General features: G+C 56.7%; 23 protein-coding genes. 20 read left to right on the forward strand and 3 right to left on the reverse strand.

What is annotated here, in order from left to right:
* Positions 1 to 6 precede the first annotated feature (6 nt).
* From JUF21_RS05600 to JUF21_RS05695, 20 genes are all read left to right on the forward strand, one after another.
* Positions 7 to 936 carry a F0F1 ATP synthase subunit gamma gene (locus JUF21_RS05600; protein ID WP_125756739.1) on the forward strand — a complete coding sequence of 310 codons (930 nt, stop codon included), beginning with the start codon at positions 7 to 9 and terminating at the stop codon, positions 934 to 936.
* Between the two features lie 24 nt (positions 937 to 960).
* Positions 961 to 2,427, forward strand: coding sequence for a F0F1 ATP synthase subunit beta (gene atpD / locus JUF21_RS05605; RefSeq protein ID WP_125756741.1), 1,467 nt, complete (start codon positions 961 to 963; stop codon positions 2,425 to 2,427).
* A gap of 12 nt (positions 2,428 to 2,439) precedes the next feature.
* The gene (locus JUF21_RS05610) at positions 2,440 to 2,880 is read left to right on the forward strand and encodes a F0F1 ATP synthase subunit epsilon (RefSeq protein WP_374706438.1); all 441 of its coding nucleotides are present in this window, start codon (positions 2,440 to 2,442) and stop codon (positions 2,878 to 2,880) included.
* Positions 2,881 to 3,026: 146 nt separating this feature from the next.
* Complete coding sequence (locus JUF21_RS05615; RefSeq protein WP_203663418.1) at positions 3,027 to 3,224, forward strand: DUF1146 family protein; 198 nt, start codon at positions 3,027 to 3,029, stop codon at positions 3,222 to 3,224.
* Between the two features lie 60 nt (positions 3,225 to 3,284).
* On the forward strand, positions 3,285 to 4,274 hold the full coding sequence (locus JUF21_RS05620; protein WP_125756745.1) for a rod shape-determining protein: 990 nt from the start codon (positions 3,285 to 3,287) through the stop codon (positions 4,272 to 4,274).
* A 13-nt stretch (positions 4,275 to 4,287) separates the two neighbouring features.
* Positions 4,288 to 4,458, forward strand: a complete 171-nt coding sequence (locus tag JUF21_RS05625) for a DNA-directed RNA polymerase subunit beta (RefSeq protein ID WP_125756747.1) — start codon at positions 4,288 to 4,290, stop codon at positions 4,456 to 4,458.
* Positions 4,459 to 4,482: 24 nt separating this feature from the next.
* The gene (gene yidD / locus JUF21_RS05630) at positions 4,483 to 4,752 is read left to right on the forward strand and encodes a membrane protein insertion efficiency factor YidD (RefSeq protein WP_374706439.1); all 270 of its coding nucleotides are present in this window, start codon (positions 4,483 to 4,485) and stop codon (positions 4,750 to 4,752) included.
* Positions 4,753 to 4,761: 9 nt separating this feature from the next.
* Positions 4,762 to 4,989: a DUF2969 family protein gene (locus tag JUF21_RS05635; RefSeq protein ID WP_125756751.1), complete on the forward strand. Its 228-nt coding sequence runs from the start codon at positions 4,762 to 4,764 to the stop codon at positions 4,987 to 4,989.
* Between the two features lie 54 nt (positions 4,990 to 5,043).
* On the forward strand, positions 5,044 to 6,258 hold the full coding sequence (locus JUF21_RS05640; RefSeq protein ID WP_203663420.1) for an FtsW/RodA/SpoVE family cell cycle protein: 1,215 nt from the start codon (positions 5,044 to 5,046) through the stop codon (positions 6,256 to 6,258).
* A gap of 399 nt (positions 6,259 to 6,657) precedes the next feature.
* Positions 6,658 to 7,494 carry a MetQ/NlpA family ABC transporter substrate-binding protein gene (locus JUF21_RS05645; RefSeq protein ID WP_203623124.1) on the forward strand — a complete coding sequence of 279 codons (837 nt, stop codon included), beginning with the start codon at positions 6,658 to 6,660 and terminating at the stop codon, positions 7,492 to 7,494.
* A gap of 26 nt (positions 7,495 to 7,520) precedes the next feature.
* Complete coding sequence (locus JUF21_RS05650; RefSeq protein WP_125756757.1) at positions 7,521 to 8,642, forward strand: methionine ABC transporter ATP-binding protein; 1,122 nt, start codon at positions 7,521 to 7,523, stop codon at positions 8,640 to 8,642.
* Positions 8,629 to 9,315: a methionine ABC transporter permease gene (locus tag JUF21_RS05655; RefSeq protein WP_203623123.1), complete on the forward strand. Its 687-nt coding sequence runs from the start codon at positions 8,629 to 8,631 to the stop codon at positions 9,313 to 9,315. Before JUF21_RS05650 ends, JUF21_RS05655 begins: the two co-directional genes overlap by 14 nt.
* 192 nt (positions 9,316 to 9,507) lie before the next feature.
* Positions 9,508 to 10,275 carry a Fe-S cluster assembly ATPase SufC gene (sufC, locus tag JUF21_RS05660; protein WP_125756761.1) on the forward strand — a complete coding sequence of 256 codons (768 nt, stop codon included), beginning with the start codon at positions 9,508 to 9,510 and terminating at the stop codon, positions 10,273 to 10,275.
* Entirely contained in the window at positions 10,268 to 11,290 is a 1,023-nt protein-coding gene (locus JUF21_RS05665) for a SufD family Fe-S cluster assembly protein (RefSeq protein WP_203623121.1), read from the forward strand. The genes sufC and JUF21_RS05665 overlap by 8 nt, the downstream gene beginning before the upstream one ends.
* Entirely contained in the window at positions 11,283 to 12,479 is a 1,197-nt protein-coding gene (locus JUF21_RS05670; protein ID WP_203623120.1) for an aminotransferase class V-fold PLP-dependent enzyme, read from the forward strand. The genes JUF21_RS05665 and JUF21_RS05670 overlap by 8 nt, the downstream gene beginning before the upstream one ends.
* Entirely contained in the window at positions 12,466 to 12,909 is a 444-nt protein-coding gene (gene sufU / locus JUF21_RS05675) for a Fe-S cluster assembly sulfur transfer protein SufU (protein ID WP_203623119.1), read from the forward strand. Before JUF21_RS05670 ends, sufU begins: the two co-directional genes overlap by 14 nt.
* Positions 12,902 to 14,338, forward strand: coding sequence for a Fe-S cluster assembly protein SufB (gene sufB / locus JUF21_RS05680; RefSeq protein ID WP_203663422.1), 1,437 nt, complete (start codon positions 12,902 to 12,904; stop codon positions 14,336 to 14,338). Before sufU ends, sufB begins: the two co-directional genes overlap by 8 nt.
* Before the next feature lie 131 nt (positions 14,339 to 14,469).
* Entirely contained in the window at positions 14,470 to 14,850 is a 381-nt protein-coding gene (locus JUF21_RS05685; RefSeq protein WP_203623117.1) for a DUF1694 domain-containing protein, read from the forward strand.
* A gap of 12 nt (positions 14,851 to 14,862) precedes the next feature.
* Complete coding sequence (locus JUF21_RS05690) at positions 14,863 to 15,834, forward strand: DUF2785 domain-containing protein (protein WP_203623116.1); 972 nt, start codon at positions 14,863 to 14,865, stop codon at positions 15,832 to 15,834.
* A gap of 267 nt (positions 15,835 to 16,101) precedes the next feature.
* Positions 16,102 to 16,974: a helix-turn-helix transcriptional regulator gene (locus tag JUF21_RS05695; RefSeq protein WP_203623115.1), complete on the forward strand. Its 873-nt coding sequence runs from the start codon at positions 16,102 to 16,104 to the stop codon at positions 16,972 to 16,974.
* 63 nt (positions 16,975 to 17,037) lie between these two features.
* On the opposite strand, the gene JUF21_RS05700 is transcribed toward JUF21_RS05695, so the two are convergent.
* From JUF21_RS05700 to JUF21_RS05710, 3 genes are all read right to left on the reverse strand, one after another.
* On the reverse strand, positions 17,038 to 17,535 hold the full coding sequence (locus JUF21_RS05700) for a universal stress protein (RefSeq protein ID WP_203623114.1): 498 nt from the start codon (positions 17,533 to 17,535) through the stop codon (positions 17,038 to 17,040).
* Positions 17,536 to 17,612: 77 nt separating this feature from the next.
* On the reverse strand, positions 17,613 to 17,891 hold the full coding sequence (locus JUF21_RS05705; protein ID WP_125756779.1) for a hypothetical protein: 279 nt from the start codon (positions 17,889 to 17,891) through the stop codon (positions 17,613 to 17,615).
* A gap of 587 nt (positions 17,892 to 18,478) precedes the next feature.
* Positions 18,479 to 19,759: a replication-associated recombination protein A gene (locus JUF21_RS05710; protein ID WP_203663424.1), complete on the reverse strand. Its 1,281-nt coding sequence runs from the start codon at positions 19,757 to 19,759 to the stop codon at positions 18,479 to 18,481.
* Positions 19,760 to 19,790 lie beyond the last annotated feature (31 nt).

A 19,790-nucleotide genomic window follows, 5' to 3' on the forward strand; every position in this document is an offset into this window, starting at 1 on the left:
TGCGGCATGGCTGAATCATTGATGGACATCAAGCGTCAGATCACCTCGACGAAAAAGACGGGTCAGATCACGCACGCCATGCAAATGGTGTCCGGCGCCAAGCTGACTCAGATCGAGCGGCGGGCGGGGGCGTATCAGATTTACGCTGATCGCGTCCGGCAGATCGTCACTCACCTGGCGGCTGCCCAACTCTTGGAGCTGGAACGGCAGCAGATGGCGGAGATCACCTCCGGCACTGTCGATAAGAAACAGCTTCAGGTCGCCTCACTGCTGCAGCAGCGGCCGGTCAAGAAAACCGGCTACCTGGTCATCACCAGTGACCGGGGTCTGGTCGGCGGCTATAACAGCAACGTCCTCAAGGCCATGATGCAGATGATCCAGCAGGACCACCAGGACGATTCGGATTACGTCATCATGGCGGTGGGCGGCGTTGGGGCCGACTTCTTCAAGAAGCGCGGCATCAACCTGGCCTACGAGTACCGGGGCGTGTCCGATATTCCCACCTTTAACGAGGTGCGGGAAATCGTCAAGACTGCCGTGACCATGTTCGACAACAAAGTGTTTGATGAGCTGTACGTGTGCTACAACCACCACGTCAACTCACTGACCTCTGCATTCCGGGCCGAAAAAATGCTGCCGATCTCTGATCTTGACGCAAGTGAAGTCGAAGATCACCCGATCGAGTACCTGACCGAGCCGGATCCAGACGCCGTGCTCGAGGCGATCCTGCCTCAGTACGCGGAAAGTCTGATCTTCGGCGCGATTATGGACGCGAAGACCGCGGAACACGCCGCTTCCACAACGGCAATGAAGAGTGCGACCGATAATGCCAATGATTTGATCGATAAGATGTCGACGACCTATAACCGGGCTCGGCAGGCCGCGATCACGACGGAAATTACCGAAATTGTTGGCGGGGCCAACGCACTTGAGTAGTAATCAACAGGGAGGACGATTTCATTGAGTAATTCTACTGGTAAAATCGTGCAAGTGATCGGCCCTGTTGTCGATGTCGAGTTTCCACTCGACAAGGATCTGCCTGAAATTAACAACGCGCTGACCGTCGATAAAGGGGATGGCAACCGAGCACTGGTGCTCGAAGTGACCCTGGAACTCGGCGACGGCGTGCTGCGCACCATCGCGATGGACTCCACTGACGGGCTCACGCGGGGCATGGAAGCCAAAGATACCGGCGGTTCCATCTCCGTTCCCGTTGGGAAAGATACATTGGGACGTGTGTTCAACGTTTTAGGTGATCCGATCGACGACGGTCCAGCTTTTGGACCCGATCACCGGCGCGACAGCATCCACAAAGATGCGCCTAAGTTCGAAGACCTGAGCACCAGCTCAGAGATCCTCGAAACCGGGATCAAAGTTATCGACCTGCTTGAACCCTACCTGCGTGGGGGGAAAGTCGGGTTGTTCGGGGGTGCCGGGGTCGGCAAAACCGTTTTGATCCAGGAACTGATTCACAACATCGCCGAAGAACACGGCGGCATTTCAGTCTTCACCGGGGTCGGCGAACGGACCCGTGAAGGGAACGACCTGTACTTCGAAATGAAGGAATCAGGTGTTCTGAAGAATACCGCCATGGTGTTTGGTCAGATGAACGAGCCGCCTGGTGCCCGGATGCGCGTGGCGCTGACTGGGTTGACCATTGCGGAGTACTTCCGCGACGTTGAAGGCCAAGATGTGTTGCTGTTTATCGACAACATCTTCCGCTTCACGCAGGCCGGCTCTGAAGTGTCCGCGCTGCTTGGCCGGATTCCTTCAGCCGTTGGCTATCAGCCAACGCTGGCGACTGAAATGGGCCAGCTTCAAGAGCGGATCACGTCCACCAAGAAGGGCTCAGTCACCTCGATCCAGGCCGTTTACGTGCCTGCCGATGACTACACCGACCCGGCGCCGGCGACGACCTTTGCTCACTTGGATGCCACCACCAACCTGGAACGCAGCCTGACTGAGCAGGGCATTTACCCCGCTGTTGACCCGCTGGAATCTTCTTCCAGCGCGTTGACCCCGGAGATTGTCGGCGAAGAGCACTATGAAGTGGCGACCCACGTGCAGCAGATCCTGCAACGTTACCGCGAACTCCAGGATATCATCTCAATTCTTGGGATGGATGAACTGTCCGACGACGAAAAGGTGACAGTTGCACGGGCTCGCCGCATTCAATTCTTCTTGTCCCAGAACTTCAGCGTGGCGGAACGGTTTACCGGGATGCCAGGAGCCTATGTCCCAGTTGAAGAGACGGTCAAGGGCTTCAAGATGATTTTGGACGGCAAGATGGATCAGTATCCAGAAGATGCGTTCCGTTCCGTCGGCAAAATCGAAGAAGTCGTTGAGAAGGCGAAGAAGATGGGGTTTGCACCGGCAGATGACGCTTCTTCTGAAGACGCTGCACCGGCCCAAGCCGCTGCAAACTAACAGAAGGGAGCGATCACCGTGGCAGACAAAGTTCTGACGGTCAACATCGTGACCCCAGACGGGCTGGTCTATGATCACCATGCCACGCTGGTCGTGGTCAAAACCACGACCGGTGACATGGGCATCATGGCCAACCACGAACCCGTGGTCGCGCCTTTGATGATTGGGGAAGTACGCGTTCGCCGCGTTGATAATCCCGGTCACGAAGACATGATCGCCGTTAACGGCGGGTTCATGGAGATGTCGGACAACACCTGTTCGATTGTCGCCGATTCCGCCGAACGTGCGCGCGACATCGACCTGACCCGGGCCGAAGCCGCACGCAAGCGCGCCGAGCGCCGCATCGAGGAAGCCAAGGCCAAACGTGACCAAGACGAACTCCAGCGGGCGCAAGTCGCCTTGCAGCGCGCAATTAACCGGATCAACGTTCGCCAAGGACGCTTCGGCAAGTAGGGCATTCAAGCACCGTTTCGACGGTGCTTTTTTGATGCGTCCGCCTCACCCATTGGCAGCAGTGCGTAAAACTGTTAATTTGCAGTTAAGGACCTCGCCGCCTTGTGCAAAAGCCGGTATAATTTAAAGGGCATAAGGAGGCTGCTATGACAGATTTAGGAATCACTGGCGCCGTGACGCTGGTGTCGCACTTTGTGTTCATCATGATCACCTTCAGGCTGCTCTTTGCCTTACGCTTCGACAAGCTGCTGATGGTGTTTTTAGCCATCGCGATCGGCTACAACGTCAGTGAGTTCTTCCTGTCGCTGCTCACCGCTGCGCACAGCCTCACTTACTTGCTGTGAGCGGTGGGCCTGGCCCTGTGGTATAATCAATCGTTAGTAATCAATTGAGGAGAGAAATTCATGGCTAAAGATATTGGGATCGACCTGGGGACGGCCAACGTCCTGATCAACGTGAAAGGGAAGGGCATCGTGCTGAACGAGCCTTCCGTCGTGGCGATCGATACGTCCACCGGCAAAGTCCTCGCCGTCGGCACCGAGGCTTACAAAATGGTTGGGCGCACGCCTGGCAACATTAAGTCGATCCGGCCGCTGAAAGACGGCGTGATCGCCGACTTTGACATCACCGAAGCAATGCTGGAGTACTTCATTAATAAGCTCAACGTTAAGGGCTTCATGTCCAAGCCCAACATCCTGATCTGCGCACCGACCAATATCACCTCGATCGAGCAAAAGGCGATCATTGAGGCCGCAGAAAAATCGGGCGGCGGTAAGGTTTACCTGGAGTTTGAGCCCAAGGTGGCCGCTGTTGGCGCGGGCCTGGACATTTTCCAGCCGCAGGGCAACATGGTCATCGACATTGGCGGCGGCACTTCGGATGTGGCGGTGCTTTCGATGGGTGAAGTGGTCACCAGCCGCTCGTTGCGCCTGGCCGGTGACAAGATGGATGCGTCAATCGTGTCCTACGTGAAGAACAAGCACAAGCTGTTGATCGGTGAGCACACGGCTGAGCAGCTGAAAATTCAAATCGGGGCGGTGTACGAAGCCGACCCGAAGCAGACCATGGAGGTGCGCGGCCGCGACATTGCGACTGGCCTGCCACGCGAAGTCGAAGTCACGGCCGTCGAGGTCGAAGAAGCCTTGCACGACACGATGATGCAAATCGTGGCCGCGGCCAAGGAAGTCTTGGAGAAGACGCCGCCTGAGCTGTCTGCCGACATTATTGACCGTGGTGTGATGCTGACCGGTGGTGGTGCACTGCTCAAGGGCATCAGCCAACTGTTTGCCCACGAGCTGCGGGTGCCGGTGCTGCTGGCGGAAGAGCCGCTGGATGCCGTAGCCCTTGGGACCGGCGTGCTGTTGGATAATATCGCCCACCACAAGCAGTACTGATTGGGAGGACGTCATGTCTTCAGAATATGCCATGCGCGTGGTGCGCAAGCTGCTGATCGGCTTATTGTTAGTGATCGCAGCGCTGATCCTAGGCGCCATGGTCGGGTACGCAATCGACGGCGGCAATCCATTCAAGGTGTTTGTGCCGTCAACATGGACGCACATCCTGGATTTTTTGAAATAAGGTGAATTCTTGCGCAAAGTTGCGATGTGGCTAGTCAAAGGGTACCAGCGCTTTATCTCACCGCTGCTGCCGCCCAGCTGTCGGTATTATCCGACCTGCTCGACGTACATGATTCAGGCCTTGGCCAAGCACGGCTTCTTCAAGGGGCTGGTCATGGGTCTGGCGCGGATCTTGCGGTGCAATCCCTTTGTTAAAGGGGGCCTGGATCCGGTGCCGGATTTTTTCACCGTGCGGCGTAATCCGGATCCGCAAAAGAACATGGCCGAAAGCGCGCAGTTTGACTTCCACCGATAAGGAGAACATATGCCAAAAGAACAGAAAATTACTGTCAATCAGGAGGACGTGACCCGCAACGGGCACACGGTTTCGGTCCTGACACTGGGCAAAAACGAGATCGGCTACGTCGAATCAGAGGAGGACGGCAAGCACTTTAATGCCTATCTGGCCGGCGATGCCAAGCCGCACCGGCAGAAAACCATGGATGCGGCGGTCGCGTTTCTCTTGTCCGAATATCATTTGCACCAAGGTTAGGCCGCGCGCCACTTCGCATCTGGAAGTGGCGTTTTGACCAGTTAGGAGAGTTCTATGGCAAAAGACGTTTCGACGCGGCGCCGCAGTGAGGACCGCATCGACTACGGCATTATTTTGTCCGTCATGCTGCTGGCGTTGATCGGGATGGCGGCAATTTACATGGCGGTTTCCCACGATACCAACCCCAACGCCGGCAGCACCACCCGGGCACTCTTCATGCAGGGGCTGTGGTATGTGATCGGCGGTATTGGCATTTTCTTCGTCATGCAATTTGACGCGGAGCAGCTATGGCGAGTGGCCCCAATTTTGTACGGCCTGGGCATCTTTTTATTGGTGGTTGTGCTGGTCGCGTATGATCGCGCCGTTTTTGTCCACACTGGCGCGAAAAGCTGGCTTGGGTTTGGCTCGTTCACGTTTCAGCCGTCTGAGGTGATGAAGCCGGCCTACATTCTGATGTTGGGCCGCGTGGTGACCAACCACAACGTCAGGTTTGCTCACAGCACCACCAATGACTGGCGGCTGATCGGGGAGATGTTCCTGTGGACTTTGCCCATCATCATCTTGCTTGAACTGCAAAACGACTTCGGGACGATGCTGGTGTTCCTGGCAATTTTTGCCGGAGTGGTGCTGGTCTCCGGCATCACGTGGAAGATCATTGTGCCGATTGGCGCGGCGGCCGCGGCGCTAGGCAGTGCGGCTATTTTGCTGGTCACGCAGACCTGGGGGCGCGATCTGCTGGGCAAGCTCGGCTTTGCCGCTTATCAGTTCAAGCGGATCGACTCGTGGCTGAACCCGAGCGGCGCCGCAACCACCGATTCCTACCAGCTGTGGCAGTCGATGAAAGCCATTGGCTCCGGTGAAATGACGGGCCGCGGGTTCAACAACCTGCACGTCACGGTGCCGGTGCGCGAATCCGACATGGCGTTTTCCACCATCGGTGAGGCGTTTGGCTTCATCGGCTGTGCGCTGGTGATCCTGCTGTACTTCCTGCTGATCTGGCAGATGCTGCGGGTGGTATTCGACACGCAAAATGAGTTCTACGCCTACATCGCCACCGGGGTCATCATGATGATCGTGTTTCATATCTTTGAAAACATCGGCATGAACGTCGGCCTGCTGCCGATTACCGGGATCCCGCTGCCCTTTATTTCTCAAGGGGGGTCATTCCTGCTTGCCGACATGTTGTCGGTGGGGATGCTGCTGTCCATGCGGTATCACCACCAGTCTTACATGTTCAGTCAGGAAGGCGAGGAGTTCAATCGGCAGTAGCCAATACGCTGGGGAGACTCAGACGTGTTTTGCGGTCTGGTCTCATCTTTTTTTAACTATTGGACTTGACAGGGTCTGACAGACTCGGTAAACTCGAGATAATTTAATTGAGCAAACGAACGATGTGAGAGAGAGACCGTCGCGGACTGCACAGAAAACCCGGGTAGATGAGAGCGGGGTAGCAGCGATGATCGAGAATGGCTCACGGATCGGTGACGCTGAGCTTCGGCAAGGGGTCAATGGCTGGCATCCATTATCTTGCACGCGGGTGATTGCCCGTTAGTGAGGCCGACGCTTTTTGGCGTTGGTGAATTAGAATGGTACCGCGGGATAACCGCTTCTAACTTTGGTTAGAAGCGGTTTTTGTTTGTTCAAGGACAAAAATTGGAGGGAATAGTTATGAAGTGGTTTAAGCAATTGGCATTGACGGCCGCATTGGCCCTGCCTGTATTGGCTTTGGCGGCGTGTGGAAACAGCAGTAGCAACGCTAGCACGGGTTCGGCCAGCAAGCCGGTCAAGGTTGGCATCATGAGCACCGATGTCGACATCTGGAAGGACATTCAAAAGCGGCTGAAGAAACAGGACGTCAACATCAAGCTGGTGCAGTTCACCGACTACAACACGCCGAACAAGGCGCTTGAAGACGGCGACATTCAGCTCAATTCCTTCCAGCACTATGAATTTTTGGGGACCTGGAACGAGAAGCACAACAACCACATTGTTTCGGTCGGTGACACCTACATTGGCCCGATGCGCGCGTACTCCAACAAGATCAAGTCGCTGAAGGACTTAAAGAAGGGCGACAGTGTCTCCTTGCCAAACGATGCGTCCAACGAAGGCCGAGCCCTCGACCTGCTCGCGGCTAACGGCATTATCAAGGTCAAGAACGTGGCCACGCCGACGATTCGCGACATCACCGAAAACAAGCTGGACCTGAAGTTCACGGAACTGGATGCCGCCCAAACGGCCCGTTCGTTGAACGATGTCGACGCGGCGGTCGTCAACAACGACATTGCGGCCGCGGCCAATCTGAAGCCAAAAGACGCGATCGCAGTTGAAAAAATCGGCAAGAAGTCGCATCCTTGGATCAACATCATTGCTGCTAAGTCCAAAGCGGATAAGAGCAACAAGACTTACAAGAAGATCGTGAAGGCTTACCAGAGCAAGGAAACCGAAAAACAGCTTAAAAAGGTTTATAAGGGTGCGGTGCTGCCGGCCTGGACTGGTAAGTATTAGTCTTTAAGAAAGAAAGGCGGTTGGTCATGGCAGAACCGGTGATCACATTAAAGCAGGTCGATGTCAATTTCAGCGAGAAGAACAAAAGTGTCCATGCGGTCGATCACGTCGATCTGACGGTGGAGCGCGGCGACATATACGGGATCGTCGGTTACTCCGGGGCCGGTAAATCGACGCTGGTGCGGACGATTAACCTGCTTCAGCGGCCGACTAGCGGTCAGGTCACAGTGCTGGGCCAGGACATGCTGAGCCTGAATGCTTCAGACCTGCGCAGCGAGCGGCGGCGCATTGGAATGATTTTCCAGCATTTTAACCTGATGAACTCGCTGACCATTGCCGGTAACGTCGCCTTTCCGCTCAAGGGCACGTTGGTGAAGGACAAGGACAAAGACGGCAACGAGATTTTGCGTAAAATCACCAAGCAGGAGATCAGCAAGAAGGTGACTGATTTGCTTGCGCTGGTCGGCCTGAGTGAGCGCGCCACCGCTTATCCCACCGAGTTATCCGGCGGTCAAAAACAGCGGGTTGGCATCGCCCGGGCACTGGCCTCTGATCCGGAGATCCTGATCTCTGATGAAGCGACCTCCGCCTTGGATCCCAAGACCACCAGCTCGATTTTGCAGCTGTTGGCCAGTTTGAACCAGCGGCTGGGGCTGACGATTGTTTTGATCACCCATGAAATGGAAGCCGTCAAGCAGGTCTGCAACAAGGTCGCCGTGATGGACGACGGCCGCATCATCGAACGCGGCGATTTGCTTCACATTTTCGCCGCCCCGCAGCAGCAGCTGACCAAGGACTTCATCGACACGACGATTCAAATCGATGAGGCCATCGAGGCAGTTCGCGATCAACCCGCCGTGCGTAACCTGCAGGCGCCAGATCAACTGGTGCGCCTGACGTACGTTGGGGCCTCAACCGACCAGCCGCTCGTGGCCACGCTGTTCAAGGAGTACAACGTCACCGCCAACATTTTGTTTGGCGACATTCAAATCCTGCAGGGCACGCCGTTCGGCAATCTGCTGGTGGTCCTGTCCGGGACTGAGGATGACTTGAACCGGGCGTTTGACTACCTGAAGCAAAGCGACGTGACCGTGCAGCATTTGTCTGCCACCGCTGAGAAAGGAGCGACACCGCATGAATTTGATTGAAAAATTCTTCCCGAACGTTGTGCCGATCTGGAGCGGTGACGGCGGCGTGACCGAGGCCATCGGTCAGACACTGTACATGACCTGGTGGACGACGCTCATTGCCTTCACGTTGGGCATCATCATCGGCATTATCTTGGTGCTGACAGACGAACACGGGCTGACCGAGAATCACCCGGTGTACTGGATCGTCGACAAGCTGGTCAACATCTTCCGGGCGATTCCGTTCATCATTTTGCTGGCCGTCCTGAATCCGGTGACTCGGGCCATTGTCGGCACCGGCATTGGGCCGCGCGCCGCACTGGTGCCGCTGGTCCTGGGCACGACACCATTTTTTGCCCGGCAGGTGCAAAATGCGCTGCTCACCGTTGACCCTGGGGTCATCGAGGCAGCCGAGGCCATGGGCCTGTCGCCGCTTCAAATTGTCTTTCGCGTCTATCTGCGTGAAGGCCTGGGTGAGCTGGTGCGCGTCGGCGTTTTGACCATTATCTCAATCATCGGTCTGACGGCGATGGCCGGTGCGGTCGGCGGCGGCGGCCTGGGGAATTTGGCCATCGCCGTGGGCTACCAGCGCTTCGAAAACGATGTGATCTGGGTCGCGATGATTTTCATCCTGATTCTGGTCTTCATCGTTCAGTTCGTCGGCGACTGGCTGGCGCGGCGCCTTCAACATTAATCACCAGTGGTTCATCTAAACCGGTGCCTCATCTCTTGAGACGCCGGTTTTGCTGGCTCTCGAAGGCTGCTTCTGGGTGAAGTCCTTGGGACAAGACAGTCGGCCGACCACAATTATCTCGCATGAAAGCGGTTTGCAGGGGGTCAATTCCTGCCGTACAATGAAAGTAAACAAAGTCCAGGAGGCGCTATCTTGAGCACACTAGAAATCAAAGATCTGCACGTTAAAGTGAAGGCCGAACCCGAACATCCCGAGATTTTAAAAGGGGTCAATCTGACCATTAATGCCGGGGAGATCCACGCGCTGATGGGACCTAACGGCAACGGCAAGTCGACGCTGGCTGAAACCATCATGGGCAATCCGCGCTATGTGGTCAGCCAGGGCGACATTTTGATCGACGGGCAAAGCATCATCGGCATGGCCGTCGATGAGCGTGCGCGCTTGGGCCTGTTTTTGGGCATGCAGTATCCCGCTGAGATCAACGGGGTGACGAACGCGGAGTTCATTCGGGCGGCAATCAACGCACGCCGGCCCGATGACGACCAGATCCCAATCATGGATTTCCTGCATCAGCTCGATGACACCATGGCGCAGCTGAAAATGCCGGAGGACATGGCGGATCGCTACTTGAACCAGGGGTTTTCCGGCGGTGAAAAAAAGCGCAACGAGATCCTGCAGCTGATGATGATCCACCCCCACTGGGCGCTGCTGGACGAAATCGACTCAGGTCTTGACATTGATGCGCTGCGCATTGTCGCCGATGGCGTGAACTCAATGCGCGGTAATGACTTTTCGTCTTTGATCATCACTCATTACGAGCGCCTGCTGGATTACATCACGCCGGACGTGGTGCACGTCATGAAGGATGGCCGCATTATCGAATCCGGCGGTCCAGAGCTGGCCCACACGCTCGAGAAAACCGGCTACGAGCACCTCAAGGCGGGTGACGGGAATGATTAAACGGCTGCCTTTGGCGAACACCCCGAAGATCCCGCTTGCGCGTTACATGAAGGAAGTAAAGGACAGCCAGCCAGTGGCCGCGATGACCGTGACCGCCCCCAGTGCGATTACCGTGTCTCATCCGGCCGAGGCCAGCGGTTTTCCGCGTCGCATTTCGCTAGACGAATGGCTAACTGCCAGCCCGCAGCAAATCACCGAGATTACCGTGCCTGCCGGCTATGCAAGCGCTGAGCCGTTTCGGGTGACCGGGCCGACAGACGGCGGCGGGCTGCTTTTGATCCACGTTGGCGCTTTCGCCCATGTGGCGTTTCAAGAGCGCTGGGCGAGCGCCGGGACCAACCTTGGCGTCGGCGTCCTTGTGGACATCGGCGAAGATGCGCAGGTCGACTGGCTCACCTATGACGGGTTTCAGGCCAACATGGTGCTGGCGTCTCGGACTGCGGAACTTGCAGACCGCGCAACGCTGAACTGGACGTTGGCCGGCTTTGCCCAAAATTCAGGGGCGACTTTGATCAACGTTAACTTGCGCGGGACTGGTGCTTCGGCCACCGTCAACGTCGGGGTCCTGGCCAGCGGGCGGCAGCACGTTGGCTACACCACGGCCATGACCAATTATGGCCGTAAAAGTAAGGGGCACATCAACCAGCGCGGCGTGATTGTCGGCAAGGCCCACCTGATTTTTAACGGCATCGGGCACATCATCAAAGGCGCGCGCGGCAGCGATAATCAACAGGAAAATCGGGTGCTGATGCTGGGTAAGGATTCGCGCGGCGATGCAGACCCGATCTTGTTGATCGATGAAAACGATGTGACCGCTGGCCACGCCGCGTCCGTGACGCGCGTGGACAAGGCGCAGATGTATTACCTGATGAGTCGCGGCTTGCCGGAGGCGCTGGCCCAGCGGCTGGTGATTCGCGGCTTTCTGGAGGCTGGACTGCTGGAAATCACGGATAAGGATCTGAAAGCCGATCTGTTCAGGCAGATCGATGAAACCTTGGTGAACACAGATGAGTGATGAATTTCCATTTTTCAAGCAGCATCCGGAGTTGACCTATCTAGACTCGGCGGCAACTTCACAAAAACCGCAGTCGGTCATCGACGCGCTTGCCGCGTATTATACCGACGATAATGCCAACGTCCACCGCGGCCTCTACAAGCTAGCCTACAACACCACGGAAAGCTACGAAGCGGTGCGGGCGCAGGCGGCCCGCTTCATTAACGCGCCCGCGGCTGACCAAATTGTTTTCACCCGCAGCACGACGGACGGGTTGAACCTGGTCGCTTCAAGTTTTGGCCCGCTGGCGGTGCACGAAGGTGACGAGATTCTGGTGTCCGGCGCCGAACACCACAGCAACTTTATTCCTTGGCAGCAGCTGGCCAAGCGCACCGGGGCCAAATTTGTGGTGGCCCCAGTGACCAAAGCGGGCAACACGGATTCCGCCGCGATTGAACAGCTGCTAACGCCGCGCACCAAAATCCTGGCACTGGCGCAGGTGACCAACGTGGCCGGCGGGGCAGTCGCCATTCGCCCGCTGGCTGACCTCGTCCACGCCCGCGGCGGCTACATGGTCGTTGATGGCGCGCAGGCGGTTGCCCATATGAAGGTGGACGTGCAGGCGCTCGGCGCGGATTTTTACGCGTTTTCCGGGCATAAGATGTACGGGCCCACAGGGATTGGCGTGCTGTATGGGCGCGCGGACCTGCTGGCGGCCATGCCGCCGGTGCAGTTTGGCGGCGAGATGATCGACGAGGTGCAGGATGCGGTTTCGACTTGGGCGGCAGTGCCGCTCAAGTTTGAGGCCGGCACGCCGAACATCGCCGGCGTCTTCGGCCTGAAAGCGGCACTGGATTACATCTCGCACCTGAACATGGCAAACGTGTCAGCCCATGACCACGCGCTGGTCCAGCAGCTGCGGGCCGGCCTGGCTAAGGTTCCCGGCATCACGCTGTACGGGGATGACCAGAGCATTGGCATCGTGTCCTTTAATTTAGCCGCGGTGCACCCGCATGACCTGGCAACCGTGCTCGATGAAGCCAACATCGCGGTGCGGGCGGGGCATCACTGCGCCCAGCCGCTGATGGCGCGGCTGGGCGTGCCGGCAACGGTGCGTGCCAGTTTTGGGGTGTATAATACGCCTCAAGACGTCGAGGCGCTGATTGCGGCGGTTGACGAGGGGAGGCGGTTTTTCCATGAGTCTGACTAAGCTGGATCAACTATATCGTCAGGTGATTTTGGACGAAGCCAACCACCCGCGGCACCATGGCGTGTTGGTCAACCCGACCAGTCAGGTGACCCTGCGTAATCCGAGCTGCGGGGATGTGCTGAAACTTCAGCTGGAGCTCAAGGATGGCAAGGTCGCAGACGCGGCGTTTTCCGGTTCTGGCTGCACCATTTCTCAGGCCTCCGGCAGCCTGATGACCGATCAAATCATCGGCAAAACGCCTGCCGAAGTCGAGACCATGGTCGAGACTTTTTCCGACCTGGTGATCAACGGCAGCGTGCCGGATGAAAAAGTGCTGGGGTCGGCCTCGATTCTCAAGGGCGTCCATCAGTTCCCGGCGCGCATCAAGTGCGCCACGCTGGCGTGGAAGGCGGCTGCTCAAGCCCTAACGGAAGGTGAACAACATGACTGAAACTAAAAACACCAAGAATAATGAAGCCGTGGCGTCACAGGTCGATTTTCTCGACGATGAGAACCCCGGTGACTTCAAGGACGACATCAAGCTGGTTTACTCGACCGGCCGCGGGCTGACCGAGCAGAAAGTGCGGGAGATCTCCGCGGAAAAAGGTGAGCCGCAGTGGATGCTGGATTACCGGCTGGCGGCGTATAAGACCTACAAGAAGCTGCCATTCCCCGATTACGGTCCTGATCTGTCGGATCTTGATCTGGACAAAATGCTGTACTTCCAAAAGGCGACCGACAAGACCTACCGCGATTGGGCTGACGTCCCGGATGACATTAAACGCACCTTCGATCGGCTGGGCGTGCCTCAGGCTGAGCGCAAGTACCTCGCCGGCGCCTCGGCGCAGTACGAGTCAGAAGTCGTCTACCACAACATCAAAAAAGAGTTTGATAAGCTTGGCATCATTTTCATGGACATGGACTCGGCGTTGAAGCAGTACCCGGACTTGGTGCACCAATATTTCGGCACGCTGGTTCACCCGTCTGACAACAAGTTTGCGGCACTGAACGGCGCGGTATGGTCAGGCGGCTCGTTTATTTACGTACCTAAAGGCGTGCAAACCGACGTGCCGATTCAGGCGTACTTCCGGATCAACGCGGAAAATTCCGGCCAGTTCGAACGCACGTTGATTATTGTGGAACCAGGCGCGCACATCAATTACGTGGAGGGCTGCACCGCGCCGAACTACTCTAGCGATTCGCTGCACGCGGCGGTGGTCGAGGTGTTTGTTCAAGACGACGCGTACTGCCGCTACACGACGATTCAGAACTGGTCCAAGAACGTTTTCTCACTTGAAACCAAGCGGGCGCAGGCGATGAAAAATGCGACCATGGAGTGGGTCGACGGCAACCTCGGCAGCAAGACCACGATGAAGTATCCATCGGTTTACCTGGACGGCGAAGGCGCGCGGGGGACGATGCTGTCCATCGCCGTGGCTGGCGCCGGGGTCGACCAGGATAACGGGGCACGTATGATCCACAACGCGCCAAACACGTCCTCAAATATTGTGTCCAAGTCCATCGCCAAGGACGGCGGCGCGGTGGATTACCGTGGGACCGTGCGCTTCACCAAAAAGGCAGACAACTCGTTTTGCCATGTGGAGTGTGACACGATCCTAATGGACGAAAAGTCGACATCGGACACAATTCCGTTTACGGAGATCAAAAATTCCAATGTCGCGATGGAGCACGAGGCAAAAGTGTCCAAGGTCTCTGAGGAGCAGTTGTATTACCTAGAAAGTCGCGGCATTCCCGAGGCCAAGGCCACTGAAATGATCATTATGGGCTTTGTGGAGCCGTTCACCAAGGAACTGCCAATGGAGTACGCCGTGGAGCTGAACCGGTTGATTTCGATGGAAATGGATGGCTCAGTCGGGTGATTCTGACCGGCTCGCGCACCAATCAGGCTGACTGCGGTCGGCCTTTTTTCTTGGCCGCGCGGTGCGTCATCGGCTGGCGAAGGGTTTCGCAAGCAGGTCGCAATGGTATAATGACCGCAGGAGGCGGCGCCATGAGCGAAGACTTAAACGACTTCATCAAAGCCAAAGCACTGGGCCTTTCGACCATCAAGCCGGACGAAAAGCGGGCGTTTTTGGGTAATTTTCGTGAACGGGTCGCCATGGCGGTGACCATTCGCCAGCTGCACGATGAACACATTGCAAGCCTGCTGGATGAGGTGCTGACGCGCTATCCGCAGTACCGGGTGTATCTCAACGGCCGCATGCCGCAGGATATGGTGGCTTACTACATGAAGCAGGCCCTGGCCCATGACATCCCGTTCACGATCATGGCGCAGCCGGGCATGCGCGTGAAAAAAGACCCGAGTGCCGATGATTTCGGCTGGGTGCTGGCCGACCCGAAAAACAAAATTGGCCGGCCGATCCTACTTTAAGGAGGGCGATTCGTGGATTCGCAAGTAGAAACAACCATTAAGAAAATTAGAGACCTGCGCAGGCAGTTGCATCAAGGTAAGGTGTTTCGCAGTTTGCCGAATGATCTGCGGCAAATCATCACCGCCGTTGAACCTGCCGCCCCAACACCGGTGACGCTACCCAACGACGACGCGGCCGCCTTGGCCAAAATCGGTGAGATCGAGGAGCGGCTGAAAGCCGAAAAGGCCATGCAGGTCAGCGATAGCGAGCTGCGGTACCTGATCGGCCACCTCGCCTCGACTTCGCCAGCAGTGCGCGACAAAGGCGTGTTTTTTCTGTTGTCCGACTTATTTCAAGCCGACGCGTTCACGGAAAAGCAGGTGGCCTGGCTGTTCACGACATTGCAGCGCAAGGACATCCTGTTTGCTCACATCACCGAACCGCAAAATGATGCCGTGTTCCTGCGCAGTTTCGCAGTCATGCTGCTGTCCGGTCTGGTGTACGCCGATCTGAACCGGTATCACCTGCTGACGCCGCGGCAGTTTGAAAACTTGTTGGTCAACCTCTGCGCCTACATTACCCTGGAAAAAGATGGTCGCGGGTACGTTGCAGAGAAGGGCTGGGCTCATGCGTATACGCATATCGGCAACTTGGCAGATGAGCTTAGCCAGGTGCCCAGCCTCACCCGCGGCGACAAACTGCTGTTGATGGCAACGGTGGTTGAGGGCTGGCAAACCGTGGCCGACTCGCTGGTGTTTGGCGAGGATCAGCGGGTGTCGTCCTATCTGGTGAACTTGGCCACCAAAAACCAGTTTTATGCGGATGCCTTGGTGATGTGCCTCACCGCCTGGCAGCAGCGCCTGCGCAACTTGAAACCGCAGGAGGATTTGGCCTTTTGGACGCGCTGGTACAATCGGTCCCGGCTGCTTGAAGCCCTTCTGATGCGGGCTGATCTGCCCAAAGTGGTGGTCGATTATCTGCAAAAAATCATTGACGCTTATTGATTAATTTAATGATAGTTACGATTTTCTCATTCATCTGAACGCAAGCAAAACTCTGGCCTGTCGGGATTCCCGACAGGTTTTTTAATAAATATATTTAAGCGATTGAGAAGATGTTCACACTGTTATAATCATTACATTCGTTACATTAGATAAATTGAATGGTCACTAACAGTAAAAAGTAGTCAAAAAACATAATTTCAAGTATAATCAAGGCATTGCAGGGGAGCGGCACGGGCTGCTCGCTGGAACAAGCAAAGGAGTGGAAACATGAGTAAGCTGCAGCCGGCATTACGTATCAAAGGGGAGAACGTCCGGCATATCCGCAAGTTGCGCGGACTGAGTCAGGCCGAGCTAGCGGAAGGTATTTGCACGCAGGCCACCATTAGCCTGATTGAGAAACGCAACAAGGTACCCAGCATGAACATCCTGATCCGGTTGGTCAACCGGCTGGGCATCACGCTTGACGACGTCGTGGTAGAAAATCAAGATCGCATTCAGCAGGCCCTCAGTGCCGTTTCGAAAACAATTCGCCGCGGGGATTACCAGGGGGCGGCGGCGCTATTAAAGAAGGTCAATGAGAAACGGGTGACCCGCGCCGAGGATCAGCGCAACTATTTTTACTTTGCGGGCATGATCGAATTGTTCGTCAGTCATAATCTGGACGAAGCGGTGTATTACTTTGGTCGCGTCCTTAATGGGACCGGGGCGGCAGCCGGTGACGTGCCAGGAATCATGGCGACTTTGGGTCTGGCCCTGGCCTATGCCGAACAGGGCAGCGCCGAGCGGGCGCGAGTTTACCTGGATCAAGCCGTCGCGCGTCTGAAGGACGGGCCGCTAAATGAAAAGCGGTATTTGGATGTAGAACTCACTGTGTATTGGCACATCAGTCGCATTTATTATGAGCTGGGCGAAGACGCGGCCGCCCTGAAAAACACCCAGCTCGGGATCGGACTGGCCGTTCGCAACGACAGTTTGTTCTTGCTGGCGGAGTTTTACATGCTGCAGGCGCGCGTCCAAACTAGGCAGGCCGATGCGCAGGCTGCCCAGTCGCAGGCAATCGCGCTGGCCTTGGCGCGGGTGACCCATCAAAGCGAACTCATCGCCAGTTTGGGTGACCTTGATCCGGCGGTTTCGGCTTAAGTCCGATCAAAGACAGACGAAAACAGCGCCCGGCGATTGAATCGCTGGGCGCTGTTCCTTTATCTAATTTGCTGGTTTATCCTTTGGCCGCTTCGTGGAAGACAGCGCCGGTTGATTGTTCAGATCCGTCCGCACGACGAGTACGTCGCACTTTGCGTTTCTTGTCACGTACTCAGTGACACTGCCGATCAGCAGGCGCTCCACCGCATTCAGCCCGGTGGCGCCAATCATGATCAAATCGATATTTTTCTGCTTTGGAATATCCCGCGCAATGATTGTTTTCGGGGCGCCGTACTCGATGGAGTAGGAGACTTTGTCGAGGCCCGCTTTGTGCGCCTGCTCAATGTAGCCCTCCATGGTTTCCTTGGCCGTGTCTGCGACTTGCTGGACCATGGCAGAATCAAAGCTTGAGACGTTGTTGAAGGCTCTGGTATCCACGATATGGATCAGGAACAATTCGCCACCATTGCGTTTGGTCACAGCGACCGCCTTTTGAAAGGCGAGCTCGGATTCATAGGAGCCATCGATCGCCACTAGAACGTGCTTGTATTGTTGTAACATGCCCATCACCTCTAACTTCATTGTAGCCGAATGCTGGGGCAAAGTGAAACGATTTCACACGCCGGCAAAGCGCTGGGCTAGTCGGCCAAATAATGTGGTACGCGCAAGCCCAAAATTCCTGCCGCCAGCGCGCCGATGATCAGGGCCAGGGCTTCCAGCCAGCCGGTGAGGAAAATTGCCGCCGCCACGGCCAACACCCCGGCGATGACAAACAGCACCGCAAATCGACCCAGTTCGCGCTGGGCGGCTTCAGCCAGCTTGGGGATGCCTAGAAAACCTCGGCGCTGATGGGTCCGGATGTAATAGGCGAGGGTGAATAAGATCACGGCAAAGATGATGAAGATGATTCTGAACATGACGTTACTCCTCTGCTTGTTGATGGTACTATCCTAGCATATCTGACCGGGGGCCGCGCGTTGACTTTTCACAGCCTGGCCTCACAGGGCGCCAGGCGAGCACTGCAGGGCGGCTAGCTGCACGCGTGCCAACTTGTCGCTTTCGATGCTTGAACCAGCCGATCCACGCTTAGAGTCGCGCCAGTGATGTCCCGGCAATGGCCGAAGCAAGGCCACTGATTCCGCTCAAACCGCCAGTTCATCGCCCCTTGGTACGAAAAAAAAGACCGACATTTGCGTCGGCCAAAGTCCGGAGACTTTTGTGAAAGGCTAAATGGTGCCGTCGAGTACCCGAATTGTTGAAACCCGCGATTAGGCAAGTGGGCCCGGACGACAAGTGCGTTAGCCATTCAGTGAGAGAACAGCACGGCACCTGCCACTTCTGGTCCCAAGGTATTGAGACTGTTCGGTCAACTAATAGATGGGGACCGCGAACACCTTAGGTACTTCCATGCTTTTACTCTATCACTGACAGCCAAAACTTGCAAGAATCTAGCCTAAGGAAAGCGCTGTAAAATGCGCTGCAGCACGGTTGTGAGCGCTTGCGGTCACGCCTTCTTGCCACGCGCCAGTGCCTGCAGGCGTGCGAGTTGCTGACTTAAGGCCTGCTCGTACTTGCCGGTGGTTTTCGGCTGGTAGTAATGGGTGTTTTTGAGGTTAGCCGGCATGTAGGTCTGTTTCACCCAGCCGCCTGGGTAGTTGTGGGGCAGCTTGTAGCCGACACCGTGGCCGAGCGCCTTGGCGCCTTTGTAGTGGGCATCGCGCAGATCGTCGGGGATTGCCCCCGCCTTGCCCGCATTGACGTCTGCGATAGCCGCGTCGATCGCGCTGATCGCCGAGTTGGATTTGGGCGCCAAACACAGGTCAATCACCGCATTGGCCAGCGGGATGCGGCCTTCAGGCAGTCCGAGGCGCTCGGCGGCCTGAATCGCCGTCAGCGTGCGACTGACCGTCTGCGGATTGGCCAGCCCAATATCCTCGTAGGCAATCACCAGCAGCCGCCTTAAAATGCTGGGCAAATCACCAATGACGATGAGGCGGGCCAGGTAGTGCAGGGCGGCATCGACGTCCGAGCCGCGGATTGATTTTTGAAAAGCCGAGATCAGGTCGTAGTGCGCGTCGCCGTCAGCGTCGCCGTCTAAGGCACGCTGCTGCAGGGACTGGTGCATGACCTCAGTTGTGAGGCGGATCTTGCCCGCCTTTTCGGGGGTTGACAGGGTCGCCAGCTCCAGTGCATTCAGGGCTGAGCGCAAGTCGCCGTTGGTTGCCGTGGTCAAGTAGTCGCGGGCCTTGTCATCAAGTACGACCGGATACTTGCCCAAGCCGCGTTCGTCGTCTGCCAACGCCCGGTCGACGGCGGTGCCAATGTCTTCCGGGGTCAGCGGATGCACCTGAAAAATCTGGGTGCGGCTGCGGATGGCAGGCTGGATGCTCATGTAGGGATTCTCGGTGGTGGCGCCAATCATCACAATCCGCCCAGACTCCAGGAGCGGGAGCAGAAAGTCCTGCTTCGTTTTGTCGAGGCGGTGAATCTCGTCGAGCAGCAGGATGACCGTCCCGCTCATTTTCGCTTCTTCGGCGACAATCTGGAGATCTTTTTTGGTGTCGGTGGCTGCGTTCAGCATGCGAAAGGCGTACTTGGTAGTGCCGGCAATCGCGCTGGCGATGCTGGTCTTGCCCGTGCCGGGCGGACCATACAAAATCATGGAGCTGAGGCGTTTGGCCACGACCATGCGGCGGATGATCTGGCCTTCGCCCACCAGGTGCTGCTGGCCGACGACCTCATCCAAATTACGCGGCCGCATGCGGTAAGCGAGTGGCTGTTGCATATCCATCCTTCTTTCTATTGCTTTAGTCTAG

It is taken from the genome of Lacticaseibacillus sp. 53-4, from assembly GCF_016861805.1.
GTDB lineage: Bacteria > Bacillota > Bacilli > Lactobacillales > Lactobacillaceae > Lacticaseibacillus.